The 18,266-nt window shown below is 33.4% G+C and carries 17 protein-coding genes and 1 pseudogene; 4 read left to right on the top strand and 14 right to left on the bottom strand.

Annotated elements, in window-relative coordinates; genetic code table 11:
- Positions 1-8: 8 nt before the first annotated feature.
- Positions 9-170, bottom strand: a pseudogene (locus tag CUL_RS20125) (oligopeptide/dipeptide ABC transporter ATP-binding protein); the annotation flags it as partial.
- 33 nt (positions 171-203) lie between these two features.
- Between CUL_RS20125 and CUL_RS0104125 the strand changes: the two are divergent.
- Positions 204-2,312, top strand: a complete 2,109-nt coding sequence (locus tag CUL_RS0104125) for an extracellular solute-binding protein (protein WP_025640588.1) — start codon at positions 204-206, stop codon at positions 2,310-2,312.
- Between the two features lie 185 nt (positions 2,313-2,497).
- On the opposite strand, the gene CUL_RS17890 is transcribed toward CUL_RS0104125, so the two are convergent.
- Together CUL_RS17890 and CUL_RS20120 are read right to left on the bottom strand one after the other, a co-directional pair.
- Positions 2,498-3,214 carry a stalk domain-containing protein gene (locus CUL_RS17890; protein ID WP_025640587.1) on the bottom strand — a complete coding sequence of 239 codons (717 nt, stop codon included), beginning with the start codon at positions 3,212-3,214 and terminating at the stop codon, positions 2,498-2,500.
- Between the two features lie 249 nt (positions 3,215-3,463).
- Positions 3,464-3,568, bottom strand: coding sequence for an ATP-binding protein (locus CUL_RS20120; RefSeq protein WP_408065618.1), 105 nt, complete (start codon positions 3,566-3,568; stop codon positions 3,464-3,466).
- Positions 3,569-4,270: 702 nt separating this feature from the next.
- Here CUL_RS20120 and CUL_RS0104115 point away from each other — a divergent pair.
- A complete protein-coding gene (locus CUL_RS0104115) occupies positions 4,271-4,474 on the top strand; it encodes an IS3 family transposase (RefSeq protein ID WP_025640586.1) in 204 nt (67 codons plus the stop codon).
- 257 nt (positions 4,475-4,731) lie between these two features.
- On the opposite strand, the gene CUL_RS0104110 is transcribed toward CUL_RS0104115, so the two are convergent.
- The 6 genes from CUL_RS0104110 to CUL_RS0104085 all read right to left on the bottom strand — a co-directional run bounded on the left by CUL_RS0104110 (position 4,732) and on the right by CUL_RS0104085 (position 11,555).
- On the bottom strand, positions 4,732-6,318 hold the full coding sequence (locus tag CUL_RS0104110; protein WP_025640585.1) for an SLC13 family permease: 1,587 nt from the start codon (positions 6,316-6,318) through the stop codon (positions 4,732-4,734).
- A complete protein-coding gene (locus CUL_RS0104105; protein ID WP_025640584.1) occupies positions 6,303-7,682 on the bottom strand; it encodes a M20/M25/M40 family metallo-hydrolase in 1,380 nt (459 codons plus the stop codon). The genes CUL_RS0104110 and CUL_RS0104105 overlap by 16 nt, the downstream gene beginning before the upstream one ends.
- Positions 7,683-7,763: 81 nt before the next feature.
- Positions 7,764-9,113 carry a M20/M25/M40 family metallo-hydrolase gene (locus CUL_RS0104100; protein ID WP_025640583.1) on the bottom strand — a complete coding sequence of 450 codons (1,350 nt, stop codon included), beginning with the start codon at positions 9,111-9,113 and terminating at the stop codon, positions 7,764-7,766.
- A 71-nt stretch (positions 9,114-9,184) separates the two neighbouring features.
- On the bottom strand, positions 9,185-10,372 hold the full coding sequence (locus tag CUL_RS0104095) for a M20 metallopeptidase family protein (RefSeq protein WP_025640582.1): 1,188 nt from the start codon (positions 10,370-10,372) through the stop codon (positions 9,185-9,187).
- Positions 10,373-10,420: 48 nt separating this feature from the next.
- Positions 10,421-10,900, bottom strand: a complete 480-nt coding sequence (locus tag CUL_RS0104090) for a nucleoside recognition domain-containing protein (RefSeq protein WP_025640581.1) — start codon at positions 10,898-10,900, stop codon at positions 10,421-10,423.
- Positions 10,893-11,555: a nucleoside recognition domain-containing protein gene (locus tag CUL_RS0104085; RefSeq protein ID WP_025640580.1), complete on the bottom strand. Its 663-nt coding sequence runs from the start codon at positions 11,553-11,555 to the stop codon at positions 10,893-10,895. Before CUL_RS0104085 ends, CUL_RS0104090 begins: the two co-directional genes overlap by 8 nt.
- A 374-nt stretch (positions 11,556-11,929) precedes the next feature.
- On the opposite strand from CUL_RS0104085, the gene CUL_RS0104075 reads away from it, so the two are divergent.
- Complete coding sequence (locus CUL_RS0104075; protein WP_025640579.1) at positions 11,930-12,160, top strand: helix-turn-helix domain-containing protein; 231 nt, start codon at positions 11,930-11,932, stop codon at positions 12,158-12,160.
- Between the two features lie 71 nt (positions 12,161-12,231).
- Here CUL_RS0104075 and CUL_RS0104070 read toward each other — a convergent pair whose 3' ends face one another.
- From CUL_RS0104070 to CUL_RS0104050, 4 genes are all read right to left on the bottom strand, one after another.
- The gene (locus tag CUL_RS0104070; RefSeq protein ID WP_025640578.1) at positions 12,232-13,134 is read right to left on the bottom strand and encodes an acetamidase/formamidase family protein; all 903 of its coding nucleotides are present in this window, start codon (positions 13,132-13,134) and stop codon (positions 12,232-12,234) included.
- Between the two features lie 38 nt (positions 13,135-13,172).
- Positions 13,173-14,369, bottom strand: a complete 1,197-nt coding sequence (locus CUL_RS0104065; protein ID WP_025640577.1) for a dicarboxylate/amino acid:cation symporter — start codon at positions 14,367-14,369, stop codon at positions 13,173-13,175.
- 602 nt (positions 14,370-14,971) lie between these two features.
- Positions 14,972-16,048: a stalk domain-containing protein gene (locus tag CUL_RS0104055; RefSeq protein WP_025640576.1), complete on the bottom strand. Its 1,077-nt coding sequence runs from the start codon at positions 16,046-16,048 to the stop codon at positions 14,972-14,974.
- A 115-nt stretch (positions 16,049-16,163) separates the two neighbouring features.
- On the bottom strand, positions 16,164-16,985 hold the full coding sequence (locus CUL_RS0104050) for a glycerophosphodiester phosphodiesterase family protein (RefSeq protein ID WP_025640575.1): 822 nt from the start codon (positions 16,983-16,985) through the stop codon (positions 16,164-16,166).
- 453 nt (positions 16,986-17,438) lie between these two features.
- Between CUL_RS0104050 and CUL_RS0104045 the strand changes: the two genes are divergently transcribed.
- Positions 17,439-17,819 (top strand): transposase family protein, encoded by a 381-nt coding sequence (locus CUL_RS0104045; protein WP_025640574.1) that lies wholly within the window; start codon positions 17,439-17,441, stop codon positions 17,817-17,819.
- Between the two features lie 166 nt (positions 17,820-17,985).
- Here CUL_RS0104045 and CUL_RS16620 read toward each other — a convergent pair.
- A partial coding sequence (locus CUL_RS16620; RefSeq protein ID WP_035142800.1) for an integrase core domain-containing protein occupies positions 17,986-18,266 on the bottom strand: 281 nt, incomplete at its 5' end.

Below are 18,266 nucleotides of genomic sequence, written 5' to 3'. Positions count from 1 at the left end.
AGGGAATATTAAGCTTGTTCATTTTCATTATACAATGTACAGGCAACATAATGACTATTACCCATATTAATAAGTTGCGGATTACCACTTAAACATTTATCTGTACGATAATTGCAACGCGGAGCAAAACGACATCTTGCAGGTGGCTCAATTGGGTCTGAAACTTCACCACGTAATCTTGTAACATAGAAAAAATTCTTTTAGTGCAGGAAGTAGCTAAAAAGCTGGGGTATGTTTCTAATGCACAAGCGAAACAACTGCGCAAAGATGCTAAGCTTACATCTAGTATTGCAATTATATTGCCAAATATTGAAGACGATATCTATATTTCCTTTTTCAATAGTGCAAAAAGGGTATTGGAAGAAAACGGCTATAACGTCCTTCTATTTATAACCAACAATTCGCCATATAAAGAAAAACAAAGTGTTAATCATGCTGCTGCGCTTCGCACTTCTGGTGTTATTACAATTACCTGTTGCATAACGCAGCCCGACATATATAATCCCATTTTAGCTAGTGGTGGAAAAATTGTACACGCATATCGTAAAGTAGAAGGTACAACTCGCTTTGTTGGATTTGACTTTTTTGAAATAGGCAAGCAAATTGGTCTACATGTATTAAAGCAACAATATAATCATATAGGTGTTCTTAGTGGACCTAAATATTATTCAAATAATTTTGATTTTGCAAATGGATTGAGCACTATTATAAATAATTCTTCAGCTAAACCCCCATATATACATTTTGTAGAAGCTGATTGGATGACTGTGTTAATTGCATCATTTGATTTTTTTAAAGATCATAATATACCAGATGTTTTGGTTTTGACCAATGAAAAGTTTTTACCACAAATTCAACTTGCCGCCTCAGCTGGATCCTCTAAGCCCTGCCCACCTATTATTACTTTATACAAAGACTCTATTATAACCGAGGAACCAAATGTCTCTCGTTATTACCTTGACTACCTTCAAATTGGAGTTTCTGCTGCTAAAAACATGATTGAAGCTTTACAATCCTCTAATGATGGTGCAAAAGAAGTATGCGAAACCATAATTCCAGCTCGAGGTTTCCGGAAGAAATATTCTTCCCCATATCGGGTAAATATAAAAAATAATAACATAACATTGCGCGTACTAATTACCAAAGGTCAATCTACTGATGCATTAAAACGTATAACTCCAAAATTTACTCGTGAAACAGGAATCAATGTAGAATATATTGAAAAAATGCCGCAAGAAATGTATTTAGAAACCCTTAATGTTGCTAATTCTTCTAAAATTGATATAGTTCGTAATAGCATGAGTTGTCTTTCTCTTTTTAATAATAACTTGTTCTATACTTTTAATGATTCTGAATTTCGAGAACTCACAGAAGGAATGATGCCATCTATTGTTGATGATTTTTCCTACATCCAGGGTAGTAAACAAGCAGTTCCTTTTGATGTAGGTACCGAAATGTTGATTTATCGTAAAGATTTATTTGAAGATGATCTACTTAAACGAATGTTTTACGAGAAAACTGGAAAATCTTTAATAGTACCTTCTAGCTATGATGAATTTGTAGAGATTGTAAAGTTTTTTAATCAATCTTGGAATCCAAGATCCCCTGTTCAGGCTGGCACAAGTGTTAATTTGGACTCTTATTCTGAATTGAGTTCCAACTTTATCCTTCGCTATTTAAATTATGCACAAGACCCCGTACCTAAATCTTCATCGAAGCATAATATTGATTCTAATGCGATCTACAAATGTATAGAAAATATGTACAACTATGGACTTTATGCACTTCCGATATATAACCAACAATGGATTGGGGCCCCCTTGGATAATTTTATCCACGGTAAAACGGCAATGGAAATTGTTTTTTTAAACTATTCTTCCAATATAATTCACCTTGAAAAGAATATACATGGTGGTAAGATTGGCTATATGCCAATTCCCGGAGGGAAATCTTATGTAACAGGTGGTACTTTATCAATATTTGCCAGTTCAAAAAAACATGATGCAGCTAAAGAGTATATCCGTTGGGTATGTTCACCCCGACAAGCTGAACTGTTTACTATGTGTGGAGGGATATCGCCACATAATCACGTTTATCAAAACAGCGAAATTTTATCCAAATATCGATGGTACGAAGAATTACCTAAAATTATTCAAACTGCATACGGACGCAATTTGTGGGATGCCATTAATGTTAATAAACTTGAGATAAATTCTTTTCAAATTCTTAAAGGAATTGTTCAAAATAAAATTGACCCTGAAACAGGAGGTGAGCAAATGTCCAATGTGATCAAGGCTTGTTTATTCAAATGATATATTTAAAATAATAAATGATACAATGGCATCTCATTATCCGCATTGCGATTAGCAGTGCGGATATTTTAGTTTCAAATTATTATATCAAAATATTCTGCTAATTTTATCGGCAATATAACAGTTATAGAACCAAATCTTAATAGATTTGGTTCTATAACTTACACCACTCTTATATCAACATCTTACTTTCGTAACTCTCCTCCAAAAACTAAAACTGCCTTTTCTCCCAATGTACACCGCCAATTTACTCTAAGCTCATCTATATCAGATATATCAATGGAAATCTTTTTAAGAGAATCAGCACTTTCAATCGATAGAGCCTCCAACCTTATATCGCTACTATTATCATAAATTTCAATTTCTACTAGATTTCCTCCTAGATGGGCTATCTCTAGTACTAATTCATCATAACTAGTTGTATCTATATTCATTCTCCATAAGGTATATTCTGAATCTGCAACTAATCCCTTATTATAACTTATGTATTGTACATATTTATTTTCTACTGTTTTTATAGCGTTTCCTAGACTGTTTACCCGATCGACTAAATTAACAGACTTATTACCATCTTCAGTTTTCCCGGTAATCGGGTCTGTTCCTTCCCCTTGTCCATGAGTATTTAGAATAACGGTCTTGGTTTTATTATCCCAGTCTACTCCCAATCCAGCTGTTTCTGACACTGCTCTCACAGGCAAATAGGTCCTGCCTTCATAAAGTATGGGATATAGGGTGCTTCCATTCTCATCTTTGAATTTATGGGCTTGTCCATTTAGAGAAAATGAGATATCCCTTGCCAAGGTTGCCTGTATAATTTCGTTTACACCTTGACTGCTGACTACTCCTGCTGTAAAAGCTAATAAAGTCAGGATTACCACAAGCACTATAGTTGTCCTTTTCATAATATCAATACCTCCTTAAGTTATAAGAATGCTCTCTAAAATCCAAGAGCTTTATTATAAGGGCTAGCATTAAAGCTTTACCCTATCTTTTAATAGTTTTGTTAAATTCCGACTATTCTCTACAATTAAATATTACCATTTAACAATTCTATTTACAAGGGCTTCAGCATAAGATACTAGATTTGGATTGGGGGTCATCTTCTACAAAACCAGCTATATGGGATATATCGACTATTAGGTAAGCCCGTCCTATATAGTTGCAGTTAATACTGGGTGTCCTAATAGCTCGTTCCAGTCTCCAAATCCTTTATTTGGTGTAATTACGACTGAAGTTTCTTCGTGTAATGCCGATATTGCTTGGGTTTTAATATTATATTTTTGAGGGATAGAAGGGGTATTTATGCTAGCTTTTTCTTTTGATTTTTGGTTCTCTAATTCCTTATATTTTCACCTAAAAATTCAATTGTATCTCTAAAACTTACAGCACTGAATATTTCTCTTTCTATGCAATACTCAAGCGATTCTTCTATAATTTTTTCTCTATACCTTTACAAATGTTATATATTAAGTTATATTGATCCCTTATGTATCTTGGTTTTGAATCTTAATTCCGTTAAGAAAATTTTTAGCTTCAATGGCATTATTTAGCATATTTAAAATAATCAAAGATAACTCTGATACATATAACATAGATACTATGTATAAAGTACTCGATTATCCTAGAAGCACCTATTATGATAAACAAAAAATCCTGAAAACAAACTGTCCAAATAGGTTAGGGGGCTTAATAGTGCATTTATAAATAACAATTATTTAAATCATTATAAAAATTTATCTACCATTTTAATCGATATTAATCGATAAAAATTAGTACTAACAATAATAAAATAGTAAGTACCATAAGAATATTTAAGCTGTCTCCAAATAATTAATTCAAATAATATAGAGATGGCTCTTTTCTCGCTTTAAAATATAATTTTCAAGCTTTCCTTACAATCTACTAGAGATAAAAGATCTGGACTTGTATCAAATCGTATCATTACCTTGGCAAATATAATGATTACTACTTGTCCAATGGAATCATTTTGGGTTAAGATAAAATCAGAAAGATATTATTTAAGATTTAAAAAAGAAGGATACAATACATTTGAAGAATTGGAAAAAGATATAGAAGATTATATAGAATTTTATAATAATGATAGACCACAGAAAAAATGTGATGGATTTGCACCAATAGAATATAGAATGATGGCTGCATAGAAATTTTACTGGGGTACCCCAGTAAATAAGAGAAGTAGGATCTCTTTCAATCCTACTCATCTATAGCTTTTATTATTTCGACTGTAAACCTAAATGGGTTCAGGTCAATTTATTGCCTAACTTTTGGGGTGCATTTAGCTAAAAACTAGCTTCCTTAATTATACTTATCATTTGGCTTTTGTAAATATAGTGGAAAACTTCAGTTTGAAGAATTTAGAGTTCCAATATTATTAAACCTAATTCTAAATCTACCCGTTTTATATAATAAAAACGAAACTCCAAACCAGCCAAGCAGCAATTGCCATGGATTTTAACGGAAGTCCTACTTTTATCATTGTGGGTATATCGATACCTCCTGTCCCTAGTATCATTGCATTTCCAGGAGTCCCTGACGGCAACATAAATGCAAACTCTGATGCCATAGCTACAGTGCTCACTAATATTATAAGATCCACCCCTAAACTCTTATGAAGTGGAAGAATAACACTAAGCATAAGGGTCATGCTTGCAGTGTTTGAAATAAACTCTGTCAGGAAGGAACCAAATATTATAATAAATATTAAATATAAAATAGGAGATATATTAAGGGATGTTAATGCTCTTGCAGACCAATCTGCCACTCCTGTCTTAATAACAGCTGCTGCAATGGTAAGGCCTGCTGAAAATACAAGTATTACATCCCAATTTATATGCTTTGATATTTCCTTCCATGTAATAGTAAATTCTAAGGGTTTTATATTTATAGGTATTATAAATAGGAGAAATGGTACAAAAAGGGCAATTACTTGTACTGTTAAATATCCCTTCAAAGCCTCCATAAACCAAAACTTGCTCCATACTCCTTCAGTCATAAATAGTATTATGGCTAAAATAAAAAACACAGCTACCATTTTTTCTCTTATAGACATAGGTCCTAAAGCCTCAATCTCCCTTTCAATTACTTCTTTAGCATCTTCTTGAATTGTATTTTCCAAAGGGAAAACCCTCTGAAGATACCAATATGATAAAAATACCATTCCCCATGAAAATACAAAGGCAATCTTTATCCAATCAAAATAGGATATCTTTATTCCACTTATACTTGAAACCATACCAACCATAAGGAGAAGGGAGGCCCTACCTGTTATAGTGCTTCCTCCCCCTAGTGTAGAGGCATAAGAACATGTTAAAGTCACAGACTTTGCAAAGTTTGAATCCTCTTCTACGCCAAGTTGCTTTATTAGCGCCTTTGCAATTGGAAGATGTATGGCAGTTGCAGATGTATTAGATATAAATGAGGAAACTAAAGCTGTAGAAAGAGTCACACCTAAAAGAAGTCTTTTTTCAGAATAACCTATAGCATGTATAATCCAGTATGACATCCGCTTATCCAACCCTGTAACAACCATAGCCCCGGATAGTATTAGAAGTCCTAAGAAAAATATTATTGTAGGATCAGCAAGTCCAATAGTAGAACCAGGCATAGAAATAGAAATTTTAGACCCCGTTTCCAACATTGTAGATGTTGCTAGTGAGAAATCTTTAAAACTTACAGCACCGTTTACTACTTCAAGAATTGCTTCTTCCTTTATCTTCATTATTTTAAGTAAAGGCATTCCAAAGATAGGTATTAAAGAAGTTACTGAATAATGAACAGGTCCAGTAGCCCACCATATAACAACCCATAACAATAATCCCAAAAATCTCTTCCCTTCCGGTGCCAAACCTGGCAATTGAGGCATTAAAAACATTATTATTGCTGCAGTCGGCCCTAATATTAGGCCGACTTTTTTAAATATTTCATTATTTGGTTTCTGTGAAACAGAACCCTTCCCTTCAACTTGTTCGTTTATAGAGGAGTGCATAAGCCTTCCTCCCCAATTATTCTTATTACTCTGCTTGTACACTCAATTCCTTTAATATAAGTATCAATAGCTAATTTCTCATTAGGAGCATGATTACCTGAATCCGCATCACACCAGCGTACCTGAATAGCAGGTAATCCTAATATATTTGTCCATAAATAATCAGGAGCAGTAGATGGTCTGCAAGGATAGACAATATATTCTCCAAAAGTTTCTCTAGTAGCCTTTTCAATAAGAGGTAAATATTTTGTTTCTATAGGAGTTTTGGAAGGTTCTACCCCGCCTTTTTTCACTATTTCTACATTGTCATATCCTAGCTCTTCAATATAATTAACTAGCTTTTCATAAATTTCATCACAGCTTTGATTTGCAACTAATCGAATATCTATCTTAGCAGTAGCAGTAGATGGGAGAACGGTTTTACCTCCTTCCCCAGTATATCCAGATGTAAATCCTGAAATATTGAATGTAGGCATATTGAGAAGTTGTTCATAATAGGTTTTTTCTGGTGGGATAACAGGTTCTACACCAAAAGTTTCTATGATTTCGTCAACAACATTAGGTAATTTCCTCATAAATTCACTTTCTAATTCACTGATTTCTTGCACATTATCATAAAAGCCTGGTATTTTTACTTCACCATTATTCTTTAATTTATATAATAACTCGATTAATTCCCATGCAGCATTAGGTAAAATTGGTGCATACATGGAATGAGCATCTCTTTTTGAAGATTCCAAAGTAAGTTCCAAATATAACATACCTTTTGCACCTAATGCAACAGTTGGAAGACCACTTTCATGCCTGGGCCCATCGCTGAAATAAACTAAATCTGCTTGTAATAACTCTCTGTTGTCATTTAAAAATTCTGGCAATCCTAAACTTGAGTTTTCTTCACATCCCTCAAAGATAAACTTTATATTTACTGGTAATTCTCCATAATTTTTTAACCAAAATTCAGTTGCCTTCAAATGTGCCATAAGAGGTCCCTTATTGTCCGATGTTCCTCTACCATAAACTATTCCATCAATAATAGTAGGTTCAAAGGGAGGGGTTTTCCATTCATCTATTGGATCCGCTGGTTGAACATCATAATGGGCATATATGAGGACGGTTTTTTTCTTTGGGTCATCTCCATACTTTGCAAAAATCGCAGGGTAAGGCTTAACTGGATAAACAGTTACATCTAATCCAATACTCCTCATCTTCTCCACAATAGTATCACAACATAAACTTACACCATCTCCAGTAGAACTTATGCTAGGTATTCTGACTATATCAAGCCAATCTGAAACTAACCTCTCTTTCTGTGTAACTAAATAGTTCTCTAACTTTGAATTAAAATCATTATACTTTATAGCCATTTTACTTATTCCTCCAATCCATTGTATTAGATGCTAGTAAAAGGGATGTTAGGCAATCATCCCTTTACTAGCTCTGCAAGTTTACATTTCCTTAAAACAATGTAGCAATGCAATTACATGCTTTATAGCCTCTCTATAGTCTTCAATTCGAATGTTTTCATCTGGTGCATGATTTAAAGAACCTGGATATCCCGGCCCAATAGCAGCAATTGGCATATCTGTCCAACTACTAAATACATAACGTGGACCTGTTCCAGCTGATGTTGTCTCTATTACAAGGGGTTTATCATAAGCAATAGCTGCTGATTTTCTTAATACATCTACGAAAGGTGTTGTAACTGGTGTTTTGGCAGGTTTTGCTTCACTTAAAATATGTATTTCTATATCTTCAAATCCATGTTTATCTAAATGTTTTCTTAGTAGCTGTACAATCTCACTGGGATCTTGATCTACCACTAGACGGAAATCAATTTTAGCCATAGCAGTGCATGGTAAAACTGTTTTTTGACCTTCTTTAGTATATCCCGACTCTATCCCACAAATAGTACAGGTTGGTTCATTATAAAGTCTATTGGTAAAATCTAAACTTGTTACTCCATTTATAAACTCACCTATTCCTGCACGTTCCTTCAGCTTTTCTTCTTGAGAAGGCATATCCTTTAATACTTCTAACTCTTCATCAGAAACCGGTCTAATTCTGTCATAAAAACCTTCAATTAATACTTCATCCTTAGTATTTTTTAAGGTTGATAATGCCCATACTAACCTCCATGCCGCATTAGGAATTACAGGTGCCATTCTGGAATGAAAGTCAGTATTTCCTGTTTTAGCCCTTAATTCTAAATATAACATTCCCTTATTTCCAAGGCGGGCCATAGGATGTCCATTTTCATCCTTAAAAGCGTTTTCCCAAATACAAGCATCCGCTTCTAATAATTCCTTATTATTTAAAACGAACTTTTCTAAATTTGGGCTACCTATTTCTTCCTCCCCTTCAATTAAGAACTTTACATTTGCAGGTAGTTTTCCTCTAGTTTTTAAAATAGATTCAATAGCCTGTAACCTTGAATAAAGGGCACCTTTATTATCTGAAACCCCTCTAGCATATAATTTCCCATTATGGATTTCTGCACCAAAGGGCTCATAAGTCCATTTGTCTAAGGGCTCAGGAGGTTGAACATCATAATGGTTATAGAATAGTATTGTTTTATCGGATTCTCCTTTTATCTCTCCATATAGTACTGGAAATCCTCCCTCTAATGGTATAAGTTTGGAATCCATACCTAATTCTTGCATTTTCTTTAAAATCATTTCTGCCGTCTCTTCCATACCAATATTTTGTGCAGCTATACTAGGTTGCCTACAAATTTCCTGTAACTCACTAATCATACCATCAAAATTTTTGTCTACGTATTCAAAGGTTTTCTTCAATCTAATCACTCCCTAATAAATTTTTTGGTACTTAACCTTTATTCTTTATTGATCCTTCTACAATTTAAGAATTAATAATTATGCTTTTTAAGTACAAATTGAGTAAAGGCAGTAATTCCATAGGGAATGGCATCATCATTAAAATTAAATATATCGCTATGAGTTGGAATTACCTCTCCATTAGGATTAGCATTTCCTAATCTAAAAAGTGCAGAAAAAGGTATTTTTTCATTGAACAATGCAAAGTCTTCAGATCCCATATGTGGTCCTGGCAAATCAGTTACATAATCTTCACCTACTGCTTCAACTATTCCTTCAGTAAAAATATCAACTATCTCCGGATCAAAAAACGTTCTAGGTACTCCCCAATCATATATAAATTCATATTCACAACCAAAAGCTTCCGCTGTATTTTTAATGATCTTTTCCATTTTATTTGGCATAGATTCTCTAATTTCTTTGCTATGTGTCCTTACAGTCCCAGTAAGGTTTACACTTTGTGGTATTACATTAACTGCAGTTCCTCCATTAAAGGTACATACTGATAGAACCGCACTTTCAAGTGCACTTATTTGTCTACTTACAATGTTTTGTAGGCCAACTACAATATGTGCAGCCGTTAATAAAGAATCGCTTTGTTCGTGTGGTCGTGACCCATGTCCACTTTCCCCTATTATCTTTATTGAAAATGAATCAGCCGATGCATGGTATGCACCTTTCCATTTCCCAATTACCCCTGCAGGCAAATATGCCCATGCATGAAGAGCCACCATACTATCTACCTTTGGATTTTCTAGGGCTCCTGCCTCAATCATTGCTTTTGCTCCTTTTAAAGTTTCTTCTGCAGGTTGGAATATAAATTTCACAGTTCCAGAAAACTGATCTGTCATCCTACTAAGCAATTTAGCAGTACCGAGCAATATAGCAGTATTTCCATCATGTCCACAAGCATGCATTATCCCTTCATTAACTGAAGCATATTCTAATCCTGTTTTTTCAACAATTGGTAAAGCATCTATATCTGCTCTAATGGCAGTTACCGTATCAGGACCATCCTTCATGCCCTTTAATATACCCACAGCTCCAGTAGGTATGTCCAAAGCAAGTACTTCTACTCCATAACTTTCTAGTTCTTTTTTTATTAATTTAGTAGTTTCATATTCTTGAAATCCTAATTCGGGATATTTATGAATATGCCTTCTTAACTGAGTTACATAATCCTTAATCTCATTTGCTTTTTTAAATATTTCTTTACTCATAAGTTTTTTCCCCCTTGTAAAACAGGCAGTTTTTCGCCTTACTTCAATTTAGGAAACAAAGGCTAAAATTAACCTCATAATTAAAAGTGCTAAAACCGAGTTTATAGCCGCTGCTGCAAACATCCAACCATATCTTTTAGAAGGTACCCCTGCTAAAACTACTATCCTTACCCATTGACCTAACAATCCACCAAATAGGATTATGGCAGGTAATAGCATAGTAGCATGAACCTCTGTTATAGAACCTTCCGTATATAATAAGGCTGCAGTAGCACAACCTCCTCCTTTACTAAAGAACCCTGAAATAAGTGCTACTATAGCTATTCCAGGTAAGCCTAATAGGCCCATAACAGGAGTAAATATTTTACCGACTAAGTCCATAAGGCCAGTAACATTAAGAATCTGAATTAATACATAAGCCATAAGAATACTAGGAAGCATACTTTTGGTAAATATTCCCCATCCTTTTCGTGCTCCTATAATAAAGTTTTCAAAAACAGTTTTCTTAACTTCTGTATCTTTAGACATTAGCAACCTCTCCTTTCATCTTAGAATTACTACGTTTAACCAACATACGAATTATATTTGCTGCTAAAATCTTAAGAACAAATATCACTAAAAGAGGTACGCCTACACTAGTAACAATATATGGGAATAAAGCTGAACCTGAAGAAAAGTAATTAGTTATTGTTGCAGACCCTGGGAACTGAAATCCAACGAATATATCTCTTTCGTCTTCTGTAATTAGACCATTATCCACTAAATCTTTTGTCATTGCAGCACCTGCATCAGAACTACTCAAACTAGCTACCAATGCTAATGATGTAAATCCAGGAATACCCATTATACGTCGCATAATAGGATTTAATAGTTTTGCACCTGCAGCTAATCCTCCAAAAGATTCCACAACTTCAACTATGCCTAGAGCAGCCATAGTTGTAGGTGCTAACGAGAAAGCAAATAGAAAACCATCACGTGCCCCGGATCCACCTGAACCACGAAAGTTTCCACTTTCTGCAATTGTTCCAAACTTGCCTATTAAAGTTGTAAAATCCAATACTTGAATAGGACCTGTTGCCTTTTCAAAAATTCCTGAGAAAATTAGAATTGCTATAATGAGAGCAATATATCCTTTAATAGTCGCTTCTGGTATTTGCACATCTAGTTTTTTTTCATTATTCATCTTACTTTACCTCCCTATAACTGAGTATTTTAAAGTATTTAACCTTTTCTGCCCTCCTTTCTTTTCAGTATAAAATACTGATGCATTAATCATGGTGACTACTTCCGGCAATATCCAGTTGTATTAATATAAAAAATTTGGTAAAATGTTATCATAAAGTTTGTTGGGGCAAACTTTATGATAACGTATCAAGCAATTAGTGCTTATAAATTTGGGTAGCTGTTTCAAAGGAATAGAACAGCTATTTTGGTGATTGGTTTAATCGGTAAGTTTTTGTCTTATCACCGCCTTTTTATAAAATAATTTCGCCATTCGCGAATCCTTACATTATATATTATATTTCGCGTTTGGCGAAAAGTCAAGGGGTTTTTTATATGTTTTCTAATAAAATTTTCGCTGAACGCATAAGATTGTTACGCAAACAAAGAAATATCAAACAATCTGAGTTAGGAGAAATGGTTGGACTTACTTATACTGCCATAAGCGATATTGAACGCGGAAGAAGAACTACCACCATAGAAAAACTGGTAGCCTTAGCTGACTATTTTGAAGTATCTATTGATTATCTAGTGGGAAGAACGGATAATCCGGAGATCAATAGGTAAAAAAATAAAGCAGTAGGAACTTTTTCCTACTGCTCTATGGAAGGCGATATTGTTTAATCTTTACTTGTACTCTATCTGTTTATTAATCTTTCTGTTGATACAATATCTTTTGGGATAGCCGCTCTGACGGTTTTCTTTGGATTTACAACCTGTGATATCTTCATGTCTACAGATATACTGGTTAAAATATAGGCATCTTCCCATTCCAATCCTAAACTATCTTTTAAAAGCTTTACTGCTTGATCAGTGGCAGCATATAAGGCATCATCTAGATCATCACCTGAAGCAACCACCATAGTATACTTATCTGTTTCTATTAAAGGCCACTCAATTGTCTTGTTCTTAATTAATTTGACTTCAAGTGTAACCTCTGCAGGTATCTCTAATCCTGTAAAGCAAATCTCACCGTCTCCCATAACAGCATGACAATCTCCTAATGCCAATAAAGCACCTTTTTGATTAACTGGGAAGTATAGTGTTGAACCTGCCCTAACATCTGTAGTATCCATATTACCACCATGTTTCCATGGTGAATTTGTTGGCCATTCTCCATCTTCTTCTGCTGATGCTACTCCTATAACTCCAATCATTGGATCAATAGGAATCTTAACCCCTTCAAATATTGCATGACCATCCTCAATATCAAATACCCTAATAGTAGATTTACCTACCTTATCTCCTAATGCACCTTCACCTACTACAACAGCTGAAACCCCTTTTTCCGCTACCTCAATATTAAGAATCTTTACTTGTAATATATCTCCTGGTTCTGCTCCCTCCACATATATAGGGCCTGTAGCTGGATTAAGTCTATCATGATCGATCCCTTTCATTATTTGGTCTTCCCTTTGTATCTGTTGGAAGAAACAATCATTAGTTTCAACTTTAATTACTTCATTGGGTAATATTGATTCTATATGCTCCATATTTGGTGTAAACTTATAAATAACTTTGTCTCCTGAAATTGTCTTCATGCTATCTCCTCCATTATATTTAGTCTAATAAAAAGTATCTACTCTTTATCGTCTGATAATAAATTTAATTTACGTGCTTTTGTATCTACAATTACTGCTAAAGAACTATTACCACAAACGGAAGTTGCTGTTCCAAAACTATCTTGAGTCAAATAAAGTGCAATCATAAGTGCTAACTGTGTTTCATTAAATCCTAATACGCCTTCTAATAAAGCTAAAGCTGCCATTACAGCACCTCCAGGAATACCAGGAGCAGCTACCATTGTTACACTCATCAAAAGGATAAAACCAAGTATTACAGTAAATGGCATTGTTATAGAGTCTACCATCATTACCGCAACAGCAAACATTGTTATAGCTATAGAGCTACCAGGAAAATGGATTGTAGCAGTAAGAGGTATGAAGAAATCCCTTATTTCCTTAGCTACACCATTTGCTTTAGCCGTCTCAAGAGTTAATGGTATTGTTGCAGCTGAAGACTGTGTACCAATAGCTGTTACATATGAAGGTATTTGATTTTTTATAAATTCTTTTACTGTAATTCGTCTCTCACTATATAATGATGCAATTAGATACTCCATTAGGTTAGCAAATATCTGGAATACTATTACAGCAACAAATACTTTACCATAAACTGAAACTACTTGAGTAATCCTACCTGAATATGATAACTCAAAGAAGATTCCTGCAATATAAAAAGGCAGAAATGGAATAATGGTTTTTTCAAGAACCATACTTATAATATTTTGAAATCCATCAAAGAAATTAAACATAGTTTCATTCTTAACAATTGAAATTCCTACCCCTAGTATAAAAGCAATTATTATACTAGATGTAATATTAAATAAAGGCGGCATATCTATTTCAAATATTGGTAGTAAAACGTTTTCTTTAAAGTCAGCTTCAACCACCTGGGTGCTAAAGTTTATAAGTTTTGGTAATATGCCCTTGGACACAAAATAAGCTATAATGCCCCATAATACTGTGGAAAAATATGATAAAAAGACCGAAAAACTAAGAAGTTTACCAGCCCCACTACTAATATCTGCTATTCCACGAACAACAAAACCGATAATAATTAGAGGTACAATAAAACCTAAATAATTACCAAATATGCCTGTAAAAGTTTTGACAATCCTTCCTACTATCTCTGGTGCAAAAAGCCCAATAGCTGCACCTAATACAATCCCAATCAATAGTTTTGGAAGTAATCCTAATTTCTTCTTCTTTGCCATAAAAACCCTCCTCAATATAATCTAGTGTCATGAATACGATTTGACACCCAAAACTTTGATTTATAACTCCTTTCGATGGTTTTACAAACAAAACCTCCAGAATCTGTAGGTTCTCCTTCTGCTTGAATTCCACCATCAACTAGGCAATTTTCTATCTTATACATTCATAATAATAGAAAACCCCTTATCTGTTTCTTATTAGTCTGTCTTGGACTTTTCTTTTGTTAATTTTATAACATTTTGCTGCATAATAAAAAACCCTCAGATACTATAGTTTGTTACTAAAGTCCACCTCCTAAAAATTTTTATTAAAATAGAGGGTTAACTTCTAATAAGATTGTAAATCCTTCATATATGGTAATCAAATGCAATATTCTCGTGTTTATTCGTATTTACCTCGGTTTTTCTCCTAATATCAAATTAACAGCATCTTAATCTTAGAAATTCGACATTTATGCAAGGCATATATTGTCGAATTTGTTATATTGTTGGTATTTCAATGTTTTCTTTAATAATCTATTAAATTGGTAGTTATTAGAAATTTTAAGCATAACAAAAGGGACAGTAAAAACTGTCCCAGATTGCAATATCCATTAATATTGTTAATCTTCAAATGTTCCATACTTTTCGTCGTAATCCCTATAATATTCACCTTGAAATTTACCATCCATGTAAATGCGTGCATCTATATCTCTGTCTTCATAATAGTAATAATCATCATAATAGTAGTCATATTCACGAATTATTTCATCAGATATCCTATCCATCATATTTTCTATATCTCTCTTTTTAAGCTTTCTCCATTCAGATTTATAGTAATCGGAAAACTCTATATCAAAATAAATGGTCCTTTTATCCGCATTAAATTTTGATAGATAAGCATCTTCTATACCATTGCTATAAAATTCATCATATACTATATCATCTATATAGTTATCATAGGATCCTGATCCCCTACTACTATAGGAGATGCTTAGACTACTTCCTTTCTTTTTATTAAATGTAATGACATCTTTTCTATAATATTTATCGTATATTGACCCATAAATATCTGCATTGGTAAATTCTGATGATATAATACCTGTTATATCCTCTACCATAGCTTTTCTATCATTGTAGTTTATCCTATTCCAAGAACTTTCTTGCCTGCTACTTGTTAAGTCCATTGTTATAGTTACATCTATCCTATTATTACTCTCCTTTAAGGTTATGTCAAAATCCACATCTTTATAAGTACCAAAGTCACTATTTAATCTTTTTTGTATAGCTTTAAGATCTGTTTCATCTACTACATTTTTCTTTAATTTTTCAATTTCCTCTTTTAATTCGGCTATTTCCTTATCCTTCTTATCCAATTCATCTTCATATGCCTTTGATTTAACGTCTATAATCTCCGCTGTGTGGGTTTCCCCGTCCCATTTGACATCCATACCCATTAACTCTGCAATAGCCCTTACAGGAACGTAAGAACGGCTGTTGACTATAAAAGCAGGTGTATCATATTTGCTCTCTACTTCTTTAGTAACATCTTTACCATCTACTTTAAATTTAATTCTACCGAAGGTAGCTGTAAGTTTTTTCTGATAGACCTCATTGGCAGCTACTGTAATAGTACTTAAAGCCAGTACTAGTATTATTGAAATAACTAATACCTTCTTAAACCTACCATTTTTAAACATAATATCCCTCCCAAAATTATCATCTTACATATTATTGTATCATCATCTAAGGGGTATTTTCAAATGTTTTTACGCATTTCCATTTTAAACCAATAAGATGGTAAATTAGTACCATCTATTCTGTTATCCACTTGTTGGCATGGAAAAAGTCAGTGTAAATACCTCCTACTCCTTTTTCATATAGTTCTTCAAATACATAGAGTTCATTTATAGTATGGACATAAGTGAATACTCCTATTTCCTTTAGTCTCATAGGCAAAGTAGAAGACCCTCTATCTAAGGGCATGGTTATGGCAAAAATTTCGTTTTCCCTTGCAAATTCAACTATATCTTCATCGGTATAATCGGCCTTATATAAGGTCAATATTATATTATTAAAGCCCATGTTTTTTGCCAATTCATATTCTTCAAAAGAGTATACTTGAGGGATTATTCTATTCTGTGCTTTTTTATGATTTTCAAAAATATATGTTAAAAGCCTTTTATTATCTCCTTTTGTATCTGTAACTAGATACATATCCTCTTTTGATACAAACCAATCTACTACTTCATCAAACTCCAATAAAGTCAAATCCATAAAGACTTCCGAGTTTTTAAATTCTTCTAAGCTAAGAACTCTTTCCTCTGTCATAAATAGCCTTTTCACCATTGGTCCCCAATCATGGATAGCAACTATCTTGCCATCTGATGTCCATTCAAAATCCATTTCTATCAGTTTAAATCCATTTTTATGGCTTTCCTCTAATGCCTCCAATGAATTGGTTAATTTGAAACCATAGATGGCTCCCCCTGCATGGGCTACAAGGGACGGTGGAGATAGTTTTTTATTGTTTATATTTAATGCAATTGAATTCCTATTTATCATAAATAAACCTAATATAATTATTCCTATAATAAAAATTAAAATAACTTTTCTATTAAATAATGATCTTTCCAAAGTAGAACCTCCTAATCTTTATTTATAATTATCATTTTATATAAGAATAGCAATATAATCAAGGTATTTTGGACTTTGGAGGATTAAATTAAGTCCCACGTTTGATCCAATTTATAGTTATTATTTTCAACAAACGCTAATATATCTACATCTGTTATGAGATAATCGTTTGCTTATGTAGCTTCTTTTGATTTATACCTTCCTGATTTTGAATTGTGTTACCTGATTGGTATTAGTATATAGAGTGTCTAGAAACAATGTGAAGGTTAAATTTTATGAATGAGATGGGCTGTTGTTTTAGTAGATTGATGAATAAAGGTTCTATAATAAATGTTGGGGTGGAAAATAATTTACCCTAACATTTATTTTTTCTAAAAATAAAATGCACTCGTGAAATAAACCTGCTAAAATGTTAATTGGTTAAAAAAACATACAAAGGAGGTTTATTCACAAGTGCAATCTAATTTTATCACACAATTATTAGATTTAAAAGGGGTTAAAGTAACTAAAATATCGCATGAGGATTCTTTCGTTAAAATCTACATTACAACTGATCCAAAAGAGCATACTTGCCCTGCTTGTGGTGCTAAAACTTCTAAAATTCATGACTACAGAGAACAGACAATTAAGGATTTACCTTTTCAATTTAAGCACACATATCTTGTACTTCGAAAAAGAAGGTATGCTTGCTCTTGTGGAAAGAGGTTTTATGAGTCTTATGACTTTCTACCTCGCTATCACCGCATGACTAACCGTTTAGCATTTTTTATTTGGATCTATGTCAATAGTTTGGACAAAAATTTAGGTTTTTTTGTGGGTCTCCGCCACCATTGACAATCCAAACATAAATGCTTTTAGGTTTCTACCCGAAGGCGATAAACTCAAAGCAAGCTATGTTTTGTGCCTTCGTGGTGGAATATTGTAGCATTTATTTATTGGCTTATCAATGGCAAGCCCTACGGGTGGCTATCATCCCCTCAGGCTCAAAATCTAAAGCAAGCTATGCTACTCTACATAGATTCTCATATTCATCTGGAGTCATGTAGTTGATTGATGAATGAATCCTTTTTCTATTATAAAATCCTTCTATATATTGAAATAATATTAACTTAGCATGATTATGATCTATAAATGTATTAAGATATACGCATTCTTTTTTTAGTATTGCATGAAAACTTTCTATACAGGCGTTGTCATAAGGACAACCTTTAGCACTATACGATAGTTTAAATTGCTTTGATTCCACTGTTTCACGATATTCCTTTGACGTATATTGTGAGC

It is taken from the genome of [Clostridium] ultunense DSM 10521, assembly GCF_000511955.1.
Classification (GTDB): domain Bacteria; phylum Bacillota; class Clostridia; order Tissierellales; family Tepidimicrobiaceae; genus Schnuerera; species Schnuerera ultunensis.
Note: the sequence above shows the minus strand (reverse complement) of the source record. Positions and strands in the feature narration are given on the sequence as shown.